At 68.2% G+C, this 17,461-nt stretch carries 12 protein-coding genes; 2 read left to right on the top strand and 10 right to left on the bottom strand.

The window, feature by feature from the left end:
- Nucleotides 1-140: 140 nt before the first annotated feature.
- Nucleotides 141-614: an RcnB family protein gene (locus AC5P8Y_RS07500; protein ID WP_111188430.1), complete on the bottom strand. Its 474-nt coding sequence runs from the start codon at nt 612-614 to the stop codon at nt 141-143.
- Nucleotides 615-866: 252 nt separating this feature from the next.
- On the opposite strand from AC5P8Y_RS07500, the gene ettA reads away from it, so the two are divergent.
- The gene (gene ettA, locus AC5P8Y_RS07495; protein ID WP_184013778.1) at nt 867-2,531 is read left to right on the top strand and encodes an energy-dependent translational throttle protein EttA; all 1,665 of its coding nucleotides are present in this window, start codon (nt 867-869) and stop codon (nt 2,529-2,531) included.
- 92 nt (nt 2,532-2,623) lie between these two features.
- On the top strand, nt 2,624-3,940 hold the full coding sequence (locus tag AC5P8Y_RS07490; RefSeq protein WP_005408048.1) for an NCS2 family permease: 1,317 nt from the start codon (nt 2,624-2,626) through the stop codon (nt 3,938-3,940).
- A 60-nt stretch (nt 3,941-4,000) separates the two neighbouring features.
- On the opposite strand, the gene bcsZ is transcribed toward AC5P8Y_RS07490, so the two are convergent.
- Genes bcsZ through AC5P8Y_RS07445 form a run of 9 tightly spaced genes read right to left on the bottom strand, consistent with a single transcriptional unit; the run spans nt 4,001 to nt 17,455 of the window.
- Nucleotides 4,001-5,134 (bottom strand): cellulose synthase complex periplasmic endoglucanase BcsZ, encoded by a 1,134-nt coding sequence (gene bcsZ / locus AC5P8Y_RS07485; protein ID WP_111188429.1) that lies wholly within the window; start codon nt 5,132-5,134, stop codon nt 4,001-4,003.
- Nucleotides 5,118-8,699 (bottom strand): cellulose synthase complex outer membrane protein BcsC, encoded by a 3,582-nt coding sequence (bcsC, locus tag AC5P8Y_RS07480; protein ID WP_111188428.1) that lies wholly within the window; start codon nt 8,697-8,699, stop codon nt 5,118-5,120. Before bcsC ends, bcsZ begins: the two co-directional genes overlap by 17 nt.
- A complete protein-coding gene (gene bcsB / locus AC5P8Y_RS07475; protein ID WP_495201883.1) occupies nt 8,699-11,062 on the bottom strand; it encodes a cellulose biosynthesis cyclic di-GMP-binding regulatory protein BcsB in 2,364 nt (787 codons plus the stop codon). Before bcsB ends, bcsC begins: the two co-directional genes overlap by 1 nt.
- Nucleotides 11,059-13,683: a UDP-forming cellulose synthase catalytic subunit gene (gene bcsA, locus AC5P8Y_RS07470; RefSeq protein WP_164133300.1), complete on the bottom strand. Its 2,625-nt coding sequence runs from the start codon at nt 13,681-13,683 to the stop codon at nt 11,059-11,061. Before bcsA ends, bcsB begins: the two co-directional genes overlap by 4 nt.
- Nucleotides 13,683-14,438 carry a cellulose biosynthesis protein BcsQ gene (gene bcsQ, locus AC5P8Y_RS07465; protein ID WP_288469678.1) on the bottom strand — a complete coding sequence of 252 codons (756 nt, stop codon included), beginning with the start codon at nt 14,436-14,438 and terminating at the stop codon, nt 13,683-13,685. The genes bcsA and bcsQ overlap by 1 nt, the downstream gene beginning before the upstream one ends.
- The gene (gene bcsR / locus AC5P8Y_RS07460; RefSeq protein WP_049402398.1) at nt 14,435-14,614 is read right to left on the bottom strand and encodes a cellulose biosynthesis protein BcsR; all 180 of its coding nucleotides are present in this window, start codon (nt 14,612-14,614) and stop codon (nt 14,435-14,437) included. Before bcsR ends, bcsQ begins: the two co-directional genes overlap by 4 nt.
- A complete protein-coding gene (gene bcsG, locus AC5P8Y_RS07455; RefSeq protein WP_288469676.1) occupies nt 14,614-16,245 on the bottom strand; it encodes a cellulose biosynthesis protein BcsG in 1,632 nt (543 codons plus the stop codon). Before bcsG ends, bcsR begins: the two co-directional genes overlap by 1 nt.
- The gene (bcsF, locus tag AC5P8Y_RS07450) at nt 16,242-16,421 is read right to left on the bottom strand and encodes a cellulose biosynthesis protein BcsF (RefSeq protein WP_033836073.1); all 180 of its coding nucleotides are present in this window, start codon (nt 16,419-16,421) and stop codon (nt 16,242-16,244) included. Before bcsF ends, bcsG begins: the two co-directional genes overlap by 4 nt.
- A complete protein-coding gene (locus AC5P8Y_RS07445) occupies nt 16,418-17,455 on the bottom strand; it encodes a hypothetical protein (protein ID WP_495201882.1) in 1,038 nt (345 codons plus the stop codon). Before AC5P8Y_RS07445 ends, bcsF begins: the two co-directional genes overlap by 4 nt.
- Nucleotides 17,456-17,461: the final 6 nt, after the last annotated feature.

Below are 17,461 nucleotides of genomic sequence, written 5' to 3'. Positions count from 1 at the left end.
TGTAGCCCCGCACCGGCCCGCTGGGGCCGAAACAGACGGGGCCGGCATCCCCGAAGGAATCCGGCCCCGTATGGTTTCGATTGATGTCGTGGGGTCAGAGCCCTTTCCGTTGGAAAGGGATCCGACCCCAGCCGCGCCCCTCAGCGGCTGCTGAGTACGTACTGGGCGATCACACCGGTCGCGATGGCGACCAGCAGCATGTTGCCGCGATCATCGCGGATCCACTGGTGGCCGTACGGCGGGCGGCGCAGGTTGTAGCGCGGGTAGTCGTTCACCACGTAGATCGGGCCACGGTAGTAGTCGCGGTAGCGGTGGCCGACCTTCCAGCCGTAGCCCGGGCCATAGGCCGGTCGATAGACCACGCGCGGCGGTGCCGGGCGGTAGTAGCGGTCATGGTCGCGGTGCCAGTCGCGGCGGTCGCGTTCCCAGTCGCGCCGGGCCTCGCGGCGGTCGCGTTCCCAGTCACGGCGGTCCTGTCGCCACTCGCGGCGGTCCTCGCGCCACTCGCGGCGGTCGTGGCCGCGGCGGTGGTCGTTGTCGGCGAAGGCGGGAGCCACGGCACCGAGCGCCAGCACAGAGGCCACGGCGCTGGCCATTACTCGATTGATGCGCATGTCAGACCTCTGTTTGGGTGGTGGTGAGCCCATATTGCGCAACCGATCTGAACCGTTTCCGGCTGGAAACGCTTCCCGCTGCAGGACTGTGACGGAGTATTCAGGCCACGGCCAGCCGGCGCCCCTGCGCCGGGCGCGGCCCGGAACCGGTTCCGGCTATAATTGGCGGTATTCCATTCCAGCCTGTGCCCGCTGCCGCAACGGGATGTTCCCGTGACGGGTCGGGTGCAGGGCCGCGCCTACGGAGACCTCATGTCGTCGCAATACATCTACACCATGAACCGCGTGTCCAAGGTGGTCCCGCCCAAGCGGCAGATCATCAAGGACATCTCGCTGTCCTTCTTCCCGGGTGCCAAGATCGGCCTGCTGGGCCTGAACGGCGCCGGCAAGTCCACCGTGCTGAAGATCATGGCCGGCGTGGACACCGATTTCGAGGGCGAGGCCCGCCCGCAGCCGGGCATCAAGGTCGGCTACCTGGCGCAGGAACCGGAACTGGACCCGAACAAGACCGTGCGCGAGTCGGTCGAGGAAGGCGTGGGCGAAGTGCTGCAGGCGCAGGCTGCGCTGGAAGCGGTGTATGCCGCCTACGCCGAGGAAGGTGCCGACTTCGACGCGCTGGCCAAGGAGCAGGAGCGCCTGGAGGCGATCCTGGCCGCCGGTGATGCGCATACCCTGGAAAACCAGCTGGACGTGGCCGCCGATGCGCTCCGCCTGCCGCCGTGGGATGCCAAGATCGCCAACCTGTCCGGTGGTGAAAAGCGCCGCGTGGCGCTGTGCCGCCTGCTGCTGCAGAAGCCGGACATGCTGCTGCTGGACGAACCGACCAACCACCTCGACGCCGAGTCGGTGGAATGGCTGGAACAGTTCCTGGCGCGCTACACCGGCACCGTGGTGGCCGTTACCCACGATCGCTACTTCCTGGACAACGCCGCCGAGTGGATCCTGGAACTGGACCGCGGCCGCGGCATTCCGTGGAAGGGTAACTACACCGAATGGCTGGTGCAGAAGGATGAGCGCCTGAAGCAGGAAGAAAACCAGGAAAAGGCCCGCCAGAAGGCGATCCAGAAGGAGCTGGAGTGGTCGCGCCAGAACGCCAAGGGCGGCCGCTCCAAGGGCAAGGCCCGTCTGGCCCGCCTGGAAGAGCTGCAGTCGCAGGATTACCAGAAGCGCAACGAGACCAACGAAATCTTCATTCCGCCGGGCGAGCGCCTGGGCAACATGGTGATGGAGTTCAAGAACGTCTCCAAGAAGTTCGGCGACCGCCTGCTGATCGACAACCTCTCGATGCTGATTCCGCCGGGCGCGATCGTCGGCATCATCGGCCCGAACGGCGCCGGCAAGTCGACCCTGTTCAAGATGATCACCGGCCAGGAAAAGCCGGATTCGGGCGAGATCGTGATCGGCCCGACCGTGCAGCTGTCCTACGTGGACCAGAGCCGCGACAAGCTGGAAGGCAACCACAACGTCTTCCAGGAAATCGCCGGCGGCCTGGACATCCTCAACATCAACGGCATCGAGATCCAGTCGCGCGCCTACATCGGCCGCTTCAACTTCAAGGGCCAGGACCAGCAGAAGATGGTCGGTTCGCTGTCCGGTGGTGAGCGTGGCCGCCTGCACATGGCCAAGACCCTGCTGCAGGGTGGCAATGTGCTGCTGCTGGACGAACCGTCCAACGACCTGGACATCGAAACGCTGCGTGCGCTGGAAGATGCGCTGCTGGAGTTCCCGGGCAACACCTTCGTCATTTCGCATGACCGCTGGTTCCTGGATCGCATCGCGACCCACATCCTGGCGTTCGAAGGCGACTCGCACGTGGAGTTCTTCCAGGGCAACTACCGCGAGTACGAAGAAGACAAGCGCCGCCGCATGGGCGACGACGCCGCGCCGAAGCGCCTGCGCTTCAAGGCGCTGAAATAAGAAAGGAAGAACGGCCGCGCTCTGCGCGGCCGTTCTGCATTCGGGTAGGTCACGACCGTTGGTCGTGACACCTTATTGTCGCGAGAATCTCCATGTCCCTGTTCGAGCGCCTGTTCCAGCTGCAGCAGCACGGCACCACCGTGCGTACCGAGCTGCTGGCCGGTGTCACCACCTTCCTGACGATGTCCTACATCGTCTTCGTGAACCCCGAAATCCTCGGCACCACTGGCATGGACGCCGGCGCGGTGTTCGTGGCCACCTGCCTGGCCGCCGCACTGGGTTCGGCAGTGATGGCGCTGGCCGCCAACTTCCCGGTCGGCATGGCGCCCGGCATGGGCCTGAACGCGTTCTTCGCCTTCACCGTGGTCGGCGCCGCCGGCCTGCCGTGGCAGCAGGCACTGGGTGCGGTGTTCATCTCAGGCCTGGTGTTCCTGGTGCTGTCGCTGACCGGAGTACGCGCGTGGCTGGTATCGGGTATTCCCTCATCGCTGCGCTCGGCCATCGTGGCCGGCATCGGCCTGTTCCTGGCGATCATCGCGCTGCAGAAGTCCGGCGTGATCGTCGGCAATGAAGACACACTGGTGGCGCTGGGCCCGTTGAACACGGCGCCGCCGCTGCTGGCACTGGCCGGCTTCCTGCTGATCGCGGTGCTGGAAGCGCGGCGCATCCGCGGTGCGATCCTGATCGGCATCCTGGCCGTGACCGGCGCTGGCTGGGCATTGGGCGACGTGCAGTACCAGGGCCTGGTCTCGCTGCCGCCGAGCCTTGCACCCACCTTCCTGCAGCTGGACCTGCCGGGCCTGCTGCACCATGACGGCGGCGCACCCATCGCAGTACTTCTGCAGGTGGTGCTGGTGTTCGTGCTGGTGGAGGTGTTCGATGCCACCGGCACGCTGTACGGCGTGGTCGGCCGTGCCGGCCTGCTGAAGCTGCCGGGCGCGCAGAAGCGTTTCGGCCGCGCGCTGCTGGCCGACAGCACCGCCATCGTGGCGGGTTCGATGCTGGGCACCAGCAGCACCACCGCCTTCGCTGAAAGCGCCTCGGGCGTGCAGGTAGGCGGCCGTACCGGCCTGACCGCGCTGGTGGTGTCGGCACTGTTCCTGGCGGCGCTGCTGTTCTCGCCGCTGGCGGCAATGGTGCCCAGCTATGCCACCGCGCCCGCGCTGCTGTTCGTCGCCGGCCTGATGCTGCGCGAACTGGTGGAAGTGGACTGGAGCGACCTGACCGAATCGGTGCCCGCGGCGCTGTGTGCGCTGGCGATGCCGTTCACCTACTCGATTGCCAACGGCCTGGCGTTCGGCTTCATCGCCTATGCCGCGCTGAAGGCCGGCACCGGGCGCTGGCGCGAAGTGCATCCGGCGGTGTGGCTGGTGGCGGTGCTGTTCACCCTGCGCTACGCGCTGGAATGACCGTTGTGTGGGGCCAGAGCCCATTGCGATGCAATGGGATCCGACCCCGCAGCACTGCAGCTACCAGCGCGGCTGCAGGCGGCCGTCGGCGGCGAAACGCCAGCGTCCTTCAGCCCAGCCCAAGCCGAACAGGGCCAGCATCTGCGAGTAATAGGCCGGTGCATCAGCACGCTGCTGTTCGGCACTGGGCAGGCTGGCCCGCAGCGACTGCGCGTGCTCCGTGTCGCCCTGCGCGATCAGATACGGCAGCAGGGCCGCGCGGAATCCGTAGTTGCCTTCGCCCTGCCCCTGGCCACTGCGGGTGTCGATCTTCTCCCACATCGGCGCACCACTGCGCAGGCGCTGCAGCGGCCCGGACAGGGCCGCCAGCTGCGCACGGAACAACGGATCGCGCGGTGCGGTCATGCCCGCCCAGGTGTAGCAGCGGATGGCATCGTAGCCGCCGACCGCACCGCGCACCGGATCGACGACGAAGCGATCGCCTTTCCACGCCGCCCAGTCCGGTGCGAACCCGTTTGGGCTGGTCTGCTGCAACAGCTGCACGCTGTTGCGCGCCAGCGCCTGCCACGGCCCGCTGCGATCCTCCACCGCAAAGCGGCGCAGCAGCGGCAGTGGCAGATAGCTGGGGTTGACCCGCATGGCGTCCCCTTCGGTGAATCCCTGTGGGCCCGGCAACAGCATCGGGCCGAGCCCGGGCAGGTCCACGATCTCGCGTGCCCGCACCTGCGCGAGCATGCCCTCGGCGATGGCCTTCAACGCGGGACGGCGCCACAGCCGCGCGCCTTCCAGCAGCGCATAGGTCAGCCAGAGATCGGAGTCCGAGGCCGGGTTGTCATCCAGTACCCGCCACGCTCCAGCGCCATCGCGTCCCCACAGCCAGGCCGCCAGGCGCTTGCCCATGTCGCCTTCGGCGAGGTTGTCCTGGGTCCAGCCAAGGACGCGGTCGAACAGCGCCTGGTCGTTGTCGACCAGGGCGAAGAACAACGCATAGGACTGGCCTTCGGAGGTGCTGCGCTGATCGTCCTGGCTGCGATCGATCATGCGCCCATCGCGGCTCAGGCTGCTGTCCACCAGTACCTGCCACGCCGGCCAGCGCGGTACGGGCGTGGCCTGTGCACTGCGCCAGCCAAGCAGCGGCAGCGTGGCGGCCACCTGCAGCAGGCGCCGGCGCTGCAGGTCAGCGGAACTCGCCATACGGCACCAGTGGCGATACGGGCAACGGCAGGTTTCCCTGCCAGGGCTTGAAGGTGTAGCGCAGGTAGAGCTGGAACGAATTCGGCGAGAAATCGCGGCTGCGCTGCAGAGTGCCGGCGGCACCCAGCACGAAGTGGTCGCCCAGGCGGCGCTCGACCGCACCATACAAGCGGTAGCCGGTGCCGGTGCTGCTGCTGTCGCCGGTGTACAGGCCGGCCTCGTCCAGCTGCAGGGGGCCATACTGCGGCTCGAGCTGTGCGATCACGCGCTCGATCAATGCCTGGTCGGGGAAACGGCTGATCGACGAGGTACGCGCACTGGACACACTTACCGAGCCATCCAGGCGCACCGACCACACGTCGTTGCGCCAGGCGAAGCTGACCGGCAGGCTCAGCGACGCATAGCGCTGCGGGCTGTAGTAGCCGCCCTGGCCCAGCGAGTAACCGCCCAGGTCCTTCTGGTAGCGCCAGTACATCGCGGTGGTGCCCACATCCAGCCGCATGTCGGGGCGCTGGATCAGCTTGTGGTACCAGCCCACCATCGCGCGTGCACGGGTATTGTCGACCACGTTGTGGCCGGTCAGCCGATGCCAGCTCCAGTTCGACCACACGCCATCGCGGCCACCCTGGTCGTAGCCGAGGCTGAAGGTCACGCCGTTGGCGGTGACGCCGCCCCAGCTGATGCCACTGCGCGGATCAACCGCACCGGCCTGCGACAGCAGCGAATTGGTCATTGGCCGCCGCGACACCGTGGCGCCCCAGCCGAAGCGCCCGAGGTCACCATTGAGGGTGACACCGCCAAGCCAGTTGCCGACCACGTAGTTGGACGGGGTGTGGCCGATATCGAAGTTCCAGCGGTCATCCAAGGTGCGCCAGCCCACGGCGAAGCCGGCGCCGGAGGTGCGCCGCTGGTGCACGAAACGGGTGCAACCCGGTGCGCGCAGGCGGCTGTTGTCGGCCTGCAGCAGATCCAGGTCGCAGCTACCGAAATCCTCGTCGTAGGCCCCGTTCCCGTCGGTCTGGAAGCGGCCGGCATCGAAGCTCACCTGCTCGATGCGCGCCCAGCCCAGGCCACCGGCGAACGGCGCGTCGAGATGCGCGATGCGGGTATCGCGCGACAGCCGCGAAATACCCGGGGTTCCGTCGCTACGGCGCCCGGTGTCCTGCATCACCGTCAGGGTGGGATTCTCCTGCTGGTACAGGGTCTCCACGTCGCTGCGCAGGCTGCGCCGCAACCAGTCATCGCCGGCCGTCTCGCGGCTGGCCAGGGTCAGCGCGCGATTGTCGCGTGGCGCGGCCTGGCTGGGGGCCAACAGGCCGTTGTCGGCCATCGCATGCGCATACATGTCCAGCGCCTGCTGTGGATCATCGCGGCGCACCAGCCGTGCAGCATCACGCCAGGACTGTGCGTCGGGCCCGGTCTTGCGCGCCAGCAACGCGCGCAGGATCGCCAACGCCTTCGTGTCCTCGCGCAGGTCGGTCCAGATGGTGGCGAGCTGGCGCTGCTGGCCGATCCCGGCATCGTCCACTGCCGGCGGTGCGTCGTGCATCTGGCGGCGTGCGCTGGCCAGATCGCCGGTGCCGATCCAGGCCTGCACCTGGCCCAGCTGCGCATCCACGTTGTCCGGCTGTGCAGCAAGCACGCGCTGGTAGTAGTGCAGCGCCTGCGCGTGGTCGCCGCGCAGGCGCGCCCATTCGGCCATCAGCAGATCGTTGTCGGTGCTGGGCGGTTGCTGCTGCAGCAGCGCGATGGCTTCGGCCTCCCTGCCCTGCGCACGCAGATCCCACAGATGATCGACCAGCTGCTGCCGCTGCAGGCGCGCCGACAGCGCGCGGATGTCATCGTCCCACTGCGCCTGCGGCAGCGCATCGAGCACCGCCAGCGCCTGCGGCAGCCGATCGGATCCCGACAGATAGAGCGCCTGCGCGTAGCGCGCCTCGGCACTGTGGTTGTGCGTGGTCATGTCGGCCACCACCACGTCGGCCTCGTCCTGCCGGCCGGCGGCGCGCAGCTCGTTGCCCAGCGCATAGGCCAGCCATGCATCGCCCGGCAGTTCGCCGCGCAGCTGCTGTCCCAGCGAGATCGCAGTGGTTGCATCGCCGGCAGCCAACGCCTGCTCGCGCCGCTCACGCAGTCGACTGATCTGCAGCTGGCGCAGATCTTCGGCATACAGCCTGCGCTGGGCGGCGGGCAATGCGTTGATGAAGGCTTCCAGCCGCTGCGGGTCGGTGCGGCCGTACAGCTGCACCAGCTTGCGGATCACGTTGGCATCGTTGGGCGCCATCCGCCGGGCAACCTGCAGCTGGCGTTCGGCTGCGGCGTCATCGCCGCGGGCCACGGCCACGTCGACCAGGCCCATTGCAGCATTGACGTCGCGGGGCTGCTGGCGACGCGCCTGCGCATACAGGCGCTCGGCCTCGTCCAGCCGGCCGGCGGCCAGCGCCGCATCGGCCTGGTCCAGCTGCAGCCAGTAGCGGGTACTGGCAATCAGGTCACGCCACTTGTCGTTGCTGTCACCGGCCGGGGTGGCCTGCACCGCACGCTGGAAATAGTTGATGGCCTGCTCGCGGCGGCCCTGGCGCATCAGCGCCATGCCCAGTCCACCCAGCAGATCGGGCTCGCGTGGATAGCCGCGCAGCGCCTGCAGGAAAGCGCGCTCGGCCTCTTCATTGCGGCCTGCGTCGAGCAACTGCTGGCCACGCAGGCCGGCGCGCCACGCCGGGTCACTGACCCGCTTGTGCTGGTCGGTGTAGCGCTCGCGCACCAATGCGATGTCGGCGAACGTCGGGTTGCGGGTGATGAAGTCCTGCAGCCGGCGCACGCTGCGGTCGTCGGCCGGCTGATCCTTCAGGTAGGCCCACTCGGCGTCCGCCGCCATGCCGCGGGCTTCCGGATTACGCCCCATGCGCTGCAGCGCGGCCAGCGCCTCGGCATCGCGGCCGGCCGCGAACAGCATCTGCGACAGCGCCTGCAGCAACGGCACATTGCCCGGATAACTGCGGTCCAGTTCGCCCAGCGCACGGATCGCCTGTGCACGCCCATCCGCCTGGGCGCCGCGCAGGCGCCAGTACTCCAGGCCCAGCTGCAGGCCAGGTGGATCATCGTTGAACAGGCGCCGGTAGATCGCCAGCGCTTCGGCGCTGCGACCACCGGCAGCGAACAGCCGCGCCTGCTGCAGATCCTGCTGCAGGTCACCGCGATAGGCCTGCCAGAGGCGCTCGCCGGCGGCCAGTTCACGGGTGCCCGTGCCGATCTCGCGCAGGCGCTTCAGGGTCGCCTCGGCATCCTGCAGCTTCTGCTGCGACAGCTGCACTTCCAGGATCGCCACCAGCGTGCCGCGATCATCCGGCGCCAGCATGCGCAGCCGCGCCAGCGCGTCTTCGATCAGGCTCTGGCGACCGGTGGCCTCTCCGATGCGCACCTGCTGAAGCAGCCACTGGCGCTGCTCGGCGACGGTTCCGCCCGGTGTATCGGGCAGGGCCTGCGCCGCGCAGGGCCCGGCACCGGCCAGTCCCAACAGGACCAGGCCGGAAGCGGTGACCAGCGGATGCCGCGTACGTGCCATCAGTGCCCCGGGTCCAGGCGCTTGACCGCGACCCAGCGCAGCGTGCGCCACAGCAGGAAAGCGACCATCAGCACCACCAGCGTCGCCAGCACCGCCAGCAGTGCCGGGTGGTCGGCCAGGTGGTACCACAGCAGCAGCCACCACGGCAGCGCGCCAACGTAGTAGTGATCGCCGACGAACTGGCTGTGGATGCCCGAGGTACGCAGGATCGCCACCGAACCTGCGATGGCTTCGCGCTTGCCGGTATCGCTGAGTGCATCGTCGAGCAGGCCGTAGTCGGCGGCATTGCTGGCGGCCAGCGAAACGATGCTGCGCTGCGCATGCTTCGGCGACTGCATGCCGATGATCGCGGCAAACGGTGCCTGCGCGCTCACTGCTACTTCGGTCACCGCCGGGTCGCCATCGCGGCTGCCACGGCGGGCCTCTTCCATCGCCTGCTGCGGCGACGGCGACTGGCCGTTGAGCAGGCGCGTGCGCTGGTCGTCGATCAGCAGCGACAGCTGCTGGCTGCCGCGCAGCTCCGCCGGCAAGGCGCCCAGCATCAGCAGGTCCGCATCCAGTGCGCTGGCCTGCTTCCAGTCATCGGACAGGCGCAGGCCATAGGCCGGGTAGCCACTCTGCACGCCCAGCCCACCGATCAGGTTCAACAGCAGGCTGACCTGTGCTTCGCTGGCGCTGGGCGGCACCAGCACGACGGTCTCGGACAGATCGGCCATGCGGGTGAACGGGAAACCGCTGAGTGCGAATGCGGACAGGTCCGGCAGGCCCATGTAGTGATGGAACCCGGAGAAGTCGATGGTCGAGTCCTCTTCGATCGCTGCCTGCAGGTTGGGCGGCAGCACGGTCTGGCAGTGGTCGCGCTGCGCACTGCCCATCACGCTGGCGAAGTTGAAATCGAAGCGCAGCTGGTTGCGGTCGCCCAGCTTGAGCGCCGGAATCAGCAGGCGCCCGTCGTCGGCACCGGCATCGCCGGCCAGCACCGGCAGGCGGATTTCCTCCAGGCCCTGCTTGCCGTTGCGGCGCACCAGCGGGAAGCTGGAGATGAACTGGTCGTTGATCGCCACGCCCAGCCGCGACTCATCGCTGCCGAACGGCGGCGTGTAGCGGTAGCGCAGGTTCAGCGGAATGCCCTGGTTGCGCCAGATGAACAGGTCCGGCGGCAGGTTGAGGTTGACCGTGATCGGCTGCGGCGACACGCCGTTGGCGTGCAACTGCTGCGGGTAGTCGAGCAGTTCGGCCAGGCGGACGGCGCGGTCGGTACGTACCCAGTTCGGCGCGTCGTACGGCTTGCGCGGGGCCAGTGGCTTGATCTCGTCGACGCTGACCTGGCGGCCGCGGAACAGCACGTTGCCGGCCGCCATCGCGGCCACCGCCTTCTGCAGATCCTCATCGTTGCGGCCCAGCACCAGCAGCAGCTTGCGCTGCGGATCCTCCGGCAGCGACATCAGTTCGATCATCGGGCCCTTCACCGGGGCATGGTTGGCGATCACCGGCGGGAACCTGCCGTTGACCGCCAGCACCACCGCGTGGCCCTTGTCCGGCAGCGTGCCGAAGCTGACCGGGAAGCGCGCCTGGCGCCACCAGCCGGACAGGCTGCCGAAGTAGGAGGACATCACCGCCGCCGCGCGCTGCTGCGCCAGGCTCGGTGCGGCGGCGAACACCACCGGCAGTTCCAGCCGTGCGGTATCGCGCGGATCGAAGAACGGCAGCGGGAAGTTGGCCAGGTCGTCCTGCATCGCCAGCGGCTGGCCTCCCAGGCGCAACGTGCTGTTGCTGGACAGGTTGACCCACAGCGAGCTGTGCGTCGGCTCTTCGCAGATGTCGGTGTAGTGGCCGACGAACTCCAGGCGGACCTGGTTGAAATCAGCGATCAGGCGTGCGTCCAGCGGCAGCTTGGCCTGCACCGGGCGGCCCAGCTGGTCGTTGCTGATCGGCACCACGCCCATCATCGCGTCGTTGAGGTAGACCCGCAGGTGCGACAGGGTCGGCAGCAGCGACGGTGACGGCGTGAAGCTCAGATCCAGTTCCGCATCACGGACCAGGCGGTCACGGCGGACCTGGAACTCGAAGGTGGTGGCATTGCGCACCCCCGACAGCAGCGTGTCCTGGCGGCGCCCCAGCTGCGCGAAGGTGTTCTGCCGCTGCCAGGGCCAGGCGCTGCCCGTCCAGGTCTGCGCCAGCGCGGGCTCGGTACCGGCGGCGGGAGTGGTGGCGGGTGCGGCCGTCACGCTCGGCACCGGCGGCGCGGCAGGCGCTGTGGTGGAAGGGGCGACCGGTGCCGGAGCAGGCGCGCTGTTGCCTGACGCCACGGGCAGGGCCAGCAGGGGCAGCAGCAGCCAACGCAGAGAGGACGGAAGGGTCATGGACGAAGCCCTGGATCAGCGGCTGGGTCAGCCGGGTGGGAAAGAAGCGGACGTTGCGGAGCAAAGCTGGCCAGCCATCGCAGCAGGCGACGGTTCCAGTGTGCCGGGCGGTCAAGGTCGAACGGTGCGAAATCGCCCATCCGCCGATAGCCGCGCCAGCCCAGGACCAGCACGCTCCACAGGCTGCGCGGCAGGCTCTTGGGTTGGTAACCGGCGTGCCAGTCGAGCCAGGCATCGGCGCGGGCAAAGGTGCACTGGGCGAACTCGACGCGCTGGCGTTCGTTCTCGAACAGCAGCAGCAGACCCAGTCGCTGGCCGACCGTGCGCTGCACCCGCGCCGGGAACGCGAACTCGCGGCGCCCTCGCCCCAGCAGCACCTGCACGCGCTGGCCCTCGGCCAGCTGTGCGTCTTCGCCGAGTTCAACGCCTACGCCATCGTTGGAGTAGTCCTGCAGCACGCCGCGCAGGCGGCGGCCATCGGGCACCTGCAGCGCCATCGGCAGGTGGGTGGTGACGCGGTGCGTGCGCCGCACCTGCTGCACTTCAGCGGCCACCGCCAGCGCACCGCCGATGATCAGCAGGTTGTACAGCACCCACAGCGAACTGACGACCACCGTGCCGCGTTCATCGAGCGGCCCGTGCATGAAGCGCCACACGGCAAAGCACAGGCCCAGCACGTTCAGCAGCGCCAGCACCAGGTAGGGCTGCGCCACGCGCCAGTCGAATCGATCGCCGGCCTGGGTGCCGCCCTTGTCGGTGACGTTGAACTTGCCACGACCCGGGCTGAACAGTGCCACGGTGGTGGGCCGTGCGATGTACCAGGCCAGCACCGTTTCGTACACCTCACCCCAGAACGGCCGCCGGTACTTGCCCTGGATGCGTGCGTTGGTAAGGCTTGCGTGGGCCATGTGCGGCACCACGAAAAGCAGGATGGCCAGCGCCGGCGCATAGATGATGTAGACGTGCAGCAGCAGGAACGCCAGCGGCGCGGTGAGGAACACCAGGCGCGGAATACCGGCCAGGAAATGCAGCATCGCATTGGCGTAGCAGAAGCGCTGGAACAGGCTCAGGCCCTTGCCCAGCAGCGGGTTGTCGATGCGGAAGATCTGCACCATGCCGCGTGCCCAGCGGATGCGCTGGTTGACGTGCGCGCCGAGGCTGTCGGTGGCCAGGCCGGCCGCCTGCGGAATGCGCAGGTAGGCCGAGTTCCAGCCGTTGCGATGCAGGCGCAGCGCGGTGTGCGCATCTTCGGTGACGGTCTCGGTGGCAAACCCGCCGATGGCATCGATGGCCTCGCGCCGCAGTACCGCGCAGGAGCCGCAGAAGAACGCCGCGTTCCACAGGTCGTTGCCGTCCTGCACCAGGCCGTAGAACAGCTCGCCTTCATTGGGGTCGCTGCGGAACACCTGCAGGTTGCGTTCGAACGGATCGGCCGAGAAGAAGTGGTGCGGGGTCTGCACCAGCGCCAGTTTCGGGTCGCGCAGGAACCAGCCGCAGGTGATCTGCAGGAACGAACGCACCGGCAGGTGATCGCTGTCGAAGATGGCCACCAGCTCACCATCGATCAGGGTCAACGCATGGTTGAGATTGCCGGCCTTGGCATGGCGGTTATCGGCGCGGGTGATGTAGTTGACCCCGGCACGCTCGGCGAATGCGCGGAATTCTTCGCGCTTGCCATCATCGAGGATATGGATGCGCAGCTTGTCGGCCGGCCAGTCCAGGCCCATTGCTGCGTACACGGTGTGCCGCACCAGCGCCAGGTCTTCGTTGTAGGTGGGAATCAGCACATCCACCGTCGGCCACTGGCGTATATCGGCCGGCAACGGCGCCGGACGGCGACGCAGCGGCCAGGCCACCTGCACGTAGCCCAGCATCAGCACCAGCCACGAATAGGTTTCCGCCGCCAGCAGCACCACGCCACAGACCAGGTCGAAGGTACTGTTCCAGTTCAGCGTGGCGGTGTAGCGCCACCACAGGTAACGGCAGGACACGGTGATCGACAGCACCACCAGCACCAGCGTCGCATAGCGCCCCTGCATGCGCCGCACCAGCAGCGCGATGACCCACAGCAGTACGACGAACACGAACTGCGCGAGATAGGTGAACGGCTGGGTGATGCACAGCGCCGCCAGCCCCAGCGTGGCCAACCCGACCAGCAGGGTCAGCAGGTGCCGCGAACGTGGCGACAGGCTGCCCATCTTCCGGCCGAACCAGGCCGCCACGCGGCTGTTCCAGAATTCACTGGGCACATCGCGCATGGCGCGCAGATAGCGCAGGCGGCCACGACCGGCCGCGCCACGCAGTTCGGCAATGCGTTCGCGCCGGGCCTGGGCCAACCGCTGCCGCCTCAGCGAAGGCTGCGGTACCAACCGCACCACCGACAGCCACATGGCCTGGATCAGCAACCGCAGCGGATCGCCCGGGCGCCAGCGACGGTCGCCCTGGATCTGCGGGAAGGCGTTGCGCAGGCGCGGGGCCTGTGCCTGCCACGCCGGCCCTTCCAGGCGCAGGAACGCCCAGCCCACGCACTGCAGCAGCCACAGCAGCGACCGTGTCGGCCAGGACGCATGCACGCGTTCGCGCAGGCGCCCCCAGCCCAGGTAGTAGACGCGGGCGCCCATCAGCGTGCCCCCGCCGTGGCCTGGCGCCGTGCGGCCTCCGCCAGGCACCACAGCACCAGGCCATCCACATCGGCAGCAGCCAGCGAATCGGTCGCATAGCGGCCCAGCGGCTGCTTGCTGGCCAATGCGGAGGGTACCCGCGCATCCTCGTGCAGCGGCTGCGGCACCAGCCGCGCGCCGTGCGCGTGCAGCCACAGCTGCATCAGGTCGCGCTGCACCGGAATGACCGGGTCATAGCGGTTGGCCAGCAGCAGGCGGGTGTCATCCGGCTGTCGTTGCAGGAACACATGGCTGACCGGATCGACACAGGCCAGGCGCAGCGGCAGCGTGCAGCGTGCGTGCTGGTTGATGGCCGCAGCGTGCGCCGGCAGGCGCTGCGGCAGGTCGAACAGGATCCAGTCGAACTGGGCCTCCAGCAGCGGAATGCGTTCGACCCAGGTGGCAGGTGCCTGCTGCAGCTGCTGTTCGATGTGCATCGCGGCCTCGGCGTCGACACGACCGTAGGGCAGCACCGCGAGTCCTGCTGCGACGGCGTAGGCGGCATCACGCCAATCCGTACCGTCCAGCTGCGCGCGCGCCCAACCGTTGTCCACGTCGGCAGGCAGGCCCAGGTGCAGGCCGAGCATCTGGTCCGGGCTGCATTCGACCAGCAGCACGCGCTGCCCCTGGGCGTGCAGGCCCTGGCCCAGCGCGGCAAGCACCGTAGTGACGCCGGTTCCGCCATGGATGCCCTGCAGCGACAACACGGTGCTCATCGGCGCGGCTCCAGTTCAGCCAGCAACGGCCAGCGCGCCAGCGCCCGTGCACGTTCCTGCTGGGCCGAGAAGTCCACGTAGGGCAACCCCGGCATGTCCAGGCTGCGGCGCAGCAGGTCGATGTCGTCCTCTTCCACGGACAGCGTGACCGGCACGGCAAGAATGTCGGCAGGCATCAGCGCGCCTCCTCCGGGTAGGGGCTCCAGGTCTGGCTGCCCTGCAGCTGCAGCCAGGGCTTGCCGGCGTACTCGATGACCTTGGCGCCTTCGTTCTCCGATACCGACGGTGTCTGCGGCAACCCCTTCAGCAGGCTGTCCCAGTTGCGCTCGCTCGGCGGCGACTGGGCATTGAGCGCGTACACGCGCGACACCAGCTCGGACACCGCCAGGTAGCTGCTCGGCTCGGGGACATGACGTGGGCCGCCGGCCGCCGGCGCGCCCATGCCGATCAGCTTCACGCCCACCGGCACGTGGGTGATCGACGGGCTGGGAATCTCACGCATGCCCGGAATCTGCATGCGGTCGCCATGCAGGGCCGCGCCATGCTCGGGCACCACCACGATCATCGCGCGGCGACCACTCTTCTCCACCGCATCGACGAAACCGGCCATGTCGCCCAGCACCATTTCCGCACGCGCCTTGTAGTCGGCGGCATTCGAACGGCCATCGGCACCGACGATGCGGTTCCCATCGTGCAGCGAGATCGTGTTGTAGAACAGCGCCACCTGCTGGCTGGACCCGGCCAGCCGCTGTTTCCACCACGCCATCAGCACATCGCCATCGCGGCGCAGCGGTGACTTGTCGAACGCCACCAGCGCTTTAGGAAACGCGCTGATGTCCATCGGCTGCGCCTGCAGCCCACCGTACTGGTGCAGTTCGCCGATGAAATCGTCGAAGTGGCCGTCATGGTTCATCGCCAGCTCGCTCTGGAAGCCCAGATGCTGCAGGTTCGAGAACAGCTGGCACTCGGCCGGCACCGGATCGAACAGCGCGGTGTGCGAGGTCTGGCCACAGCTGGCGCGCAGCAGGCGGATCGCCGCCGGGCCGCTGTAGGCGGTTGCCGAGTTGAAGTCGTCGAATACCACGTCCATGTGGTCGAGCAGGTTGTTCTGGCGCAGCCCCACTTCATCCAGATCGCTCCATGCCAGCGAGCAGATGTTGAGGATGATGACGTCGAACGGCGCGCCGCTGCCCGGTGCCGGGAAGCTGGTCTTGAGGCTGGCCTGCTGCTGGTAGAAGCTGGCCAGCCATGCATTGAGCGTCTCGTTGTTGGCCGGCGGCAGGCCGCCACCCGAGGTGCCTGCGGCGCTGGCGGTGGCCGCGGTGGCGCTACCCTGCCCCCAGTTCCAGCCCGCCGGCACCGGTATCGCCATCACAGCCAGGCCAAGCATGCCCAGCACGCTCAGGGTGGTGATGCGCAGCCACGGCTTGAGCAGTACGTAGGCCAGCACCAGCATCGCCAGCACCGCCACCATCTGCCAGTTGATGAAGCGCTGGGCCAGCTCGAGCCAGTAGTCCGCCGAGAAGTCCAGCACGCCAGGCTGCACCAACAGGCGCCGGAACGGCGGCCACCAGGTGTCCTGGTAGTACAGGGCCACGCCCACCGGTATCGCGACGATGGTGCGCGCGATGCGTGCCCAGCGCCAGCGCAGTGGAATCAGCAGTGCGCCAAGGAACAGCAGGTTGGGCAGGATCTTCAGATCCAGCGCGCCCATCCAGGCCAGTACCACCTTGGACAGGAAATACAGGTTCCAGCCGCGCAGGTCGGCCCAGGCGAAGGGAGATGCGGGTGCCATCTGCGGACTCATGCAGCCCTCCGCGGCGCACGCTGGCGTACACCGGCGCGGCGCAGATGGCGGGGTGGCAGCCAGCGCGCGACACGGCGGCGCAGCCCGCGCCACAGCGTGCCGAGCATGGCTCCAAAGGGAATCATCACCAGCGCGCAGGCGACGATCAGGGTCCAGAGTTGCTGGTCGGTGGTCATGCGCGATCTCCCAGCCGCAGCGGCTTCGGGGCGGTGAAAACAGGCGCCTCGAGCGCCGGGGCCACAGCCGGCAGGGCCGCAGGTGCTTCGGGCAGTACCTCGGCCTCCGGATCGCTGCCGTGGGCGTTCATCGCTGCAATGTCGTACTCGGCCAAGCGCTGGTAGCCATCGAACAGCTCGCGCCAGGGCAGGCGGAACAGATTGCCCAGGGCCTGCTCGAACGCATCACGCCGGCAACCAAACAGGAACAGGCGTACCTGCCCGCGGTAGACACAGGCCAGATCGCCCTGGCGGCGGATGCGCAGCTGCTGCAGGGTCTGCTCGGCACGCAGGCCGGCCACCGGCTGCAGCGCCAGCACGGCGCTTTCCACCGCACTACCGTCCTGGTCGATGCGATCACCTGCGATCTGGCGGAAGCGTGCGGCGTTGACCAGGCCACTCACCGATGGCGGTCGATGCGAACGGATCAGCGGCTCTGGTTCTTCCGCCAGCTGGCCCTGCCAACGCTGCCGCTGCACGGTTTCCAGCAGGGTCAGCAGTCGCGGCAAAGGCGTCGCTGACGGCACCACCAGGCTGCAACCGCACTGCATCAGCAGCCGCTCATCGGCGTAGCGCAGGCAGGGCTGCAGCTCGCGCACCACCAGCTTCAGCGCATTGCCACGTTCGCGGCGCAGGCGGTGCAGCAGGCGGGCCAGTGCATCCACCTTGGCATTCTCGTCGATGGCCAGCACCACGGTGGCCTCGCGCGCCTGCAGCGCGGCCGGCAGCAATCCGGCCCAACCGTCATACAGGCGCCAGGCCGCCGACAACGGCGGCGCACCTTCCAGTACTTCGGCCTGGGCCAGGAAGACATCGCGGTCGCTGCCACTGGTCGCATCGATCCCAGTGTCGGCGGCATCGGCCTCGGCCAGGTGGCGCAGCCCGCGGCTTTCCTGCTCGACGCCGAATGATCGCTGGGCCACCACGCCATGGCTGTTGGACCAGTAATGCAGCAGCAGCTGCAGAGCGCCACGATGCGGATGCAGCTGGGCCACACCGGC

This window comes from Stenotrophomonas sp. YJH_SMC_12-1 (assembly GCF_059370935.1).
Note: the sequence above shows the minus strand (reverse complement) of the source record. Positions and strands in the feature narration are given on the sequence as shown.

Coding starts and splice junctions, on each gene's coding strand:
- bcsB (WP_495201883.1), bottom strand. CDS start 11,062: ATGACCCTTCCGTCCTCTCTGCGTTGGCTGCTGCTGCCCCTGCTGGCC.
- bcsR (WP_049402398.1), bottom strand. CDS start 14,614: ATGCCTGCCGACATTCTTGCCGTGCCGGTCACGCTGTCCGTGGAAGAG.
- bcsZ (WP_111188429.1), bottom strand. CDS start 5,134: ATGGCGAGTTCCGCTGACCTGCAGCGCCGGCGCCTGCTGCAGGTGGCC.
- ettA (WP_184013778.1), top strand. CDS start 867: ATGTCGTCGCAATACATCTACACCATGAACCGCGTGTCCAAGGTGGTC.
- bcsF (WP_033836073.1), bottom strand. CDS start 16,421: ATGACCACCGACCAGCAACTCTGGACCCTGATCGTCGCCTGCGCGCTG.
- AC5P8Y_RS07490 (WP_005408048.1), top strand. CDS start 2,624: ATGTCCCTGTTCGAGCGCCTGTTCCAGCTGCAGCAGCACGGCACCACC.
- AC5P8Y_RS07500 (WP_111188430.1), bottom strand. CDS start 614: ATGCGCATCAATCGAGTAATGGCCAGCGCCGTGGCCTCTGTGCTGGCG.
- bcsG (WP_288469676.1), bottom strand. CDS start 16,245: ATGAGTCCGCAGATGGCACCCGCATCTCCCTTCGCCTGGGCCGACCTG.
- bcsC (WP_111188428.1), bottom strand. CDS start 8,699: ATGGCACGTACGCGGCATCCGCTGGTCACCGCTTCCGGCCTGGTCCTG.
- bcsA (WP_164133300.1), bottom strand. CDS start 13,683: ATGGGCGCCCGCGTCTACTACCTGGGCTGGGGGCGCCTGCGCGAACGC.
- bcsQ (WP_288469678.1), bottom strand. CDS start 14,438: ATGAGCACCGTGTTGTCGCTGCAGGGCATCCATGGCGGAACCGGCGTC.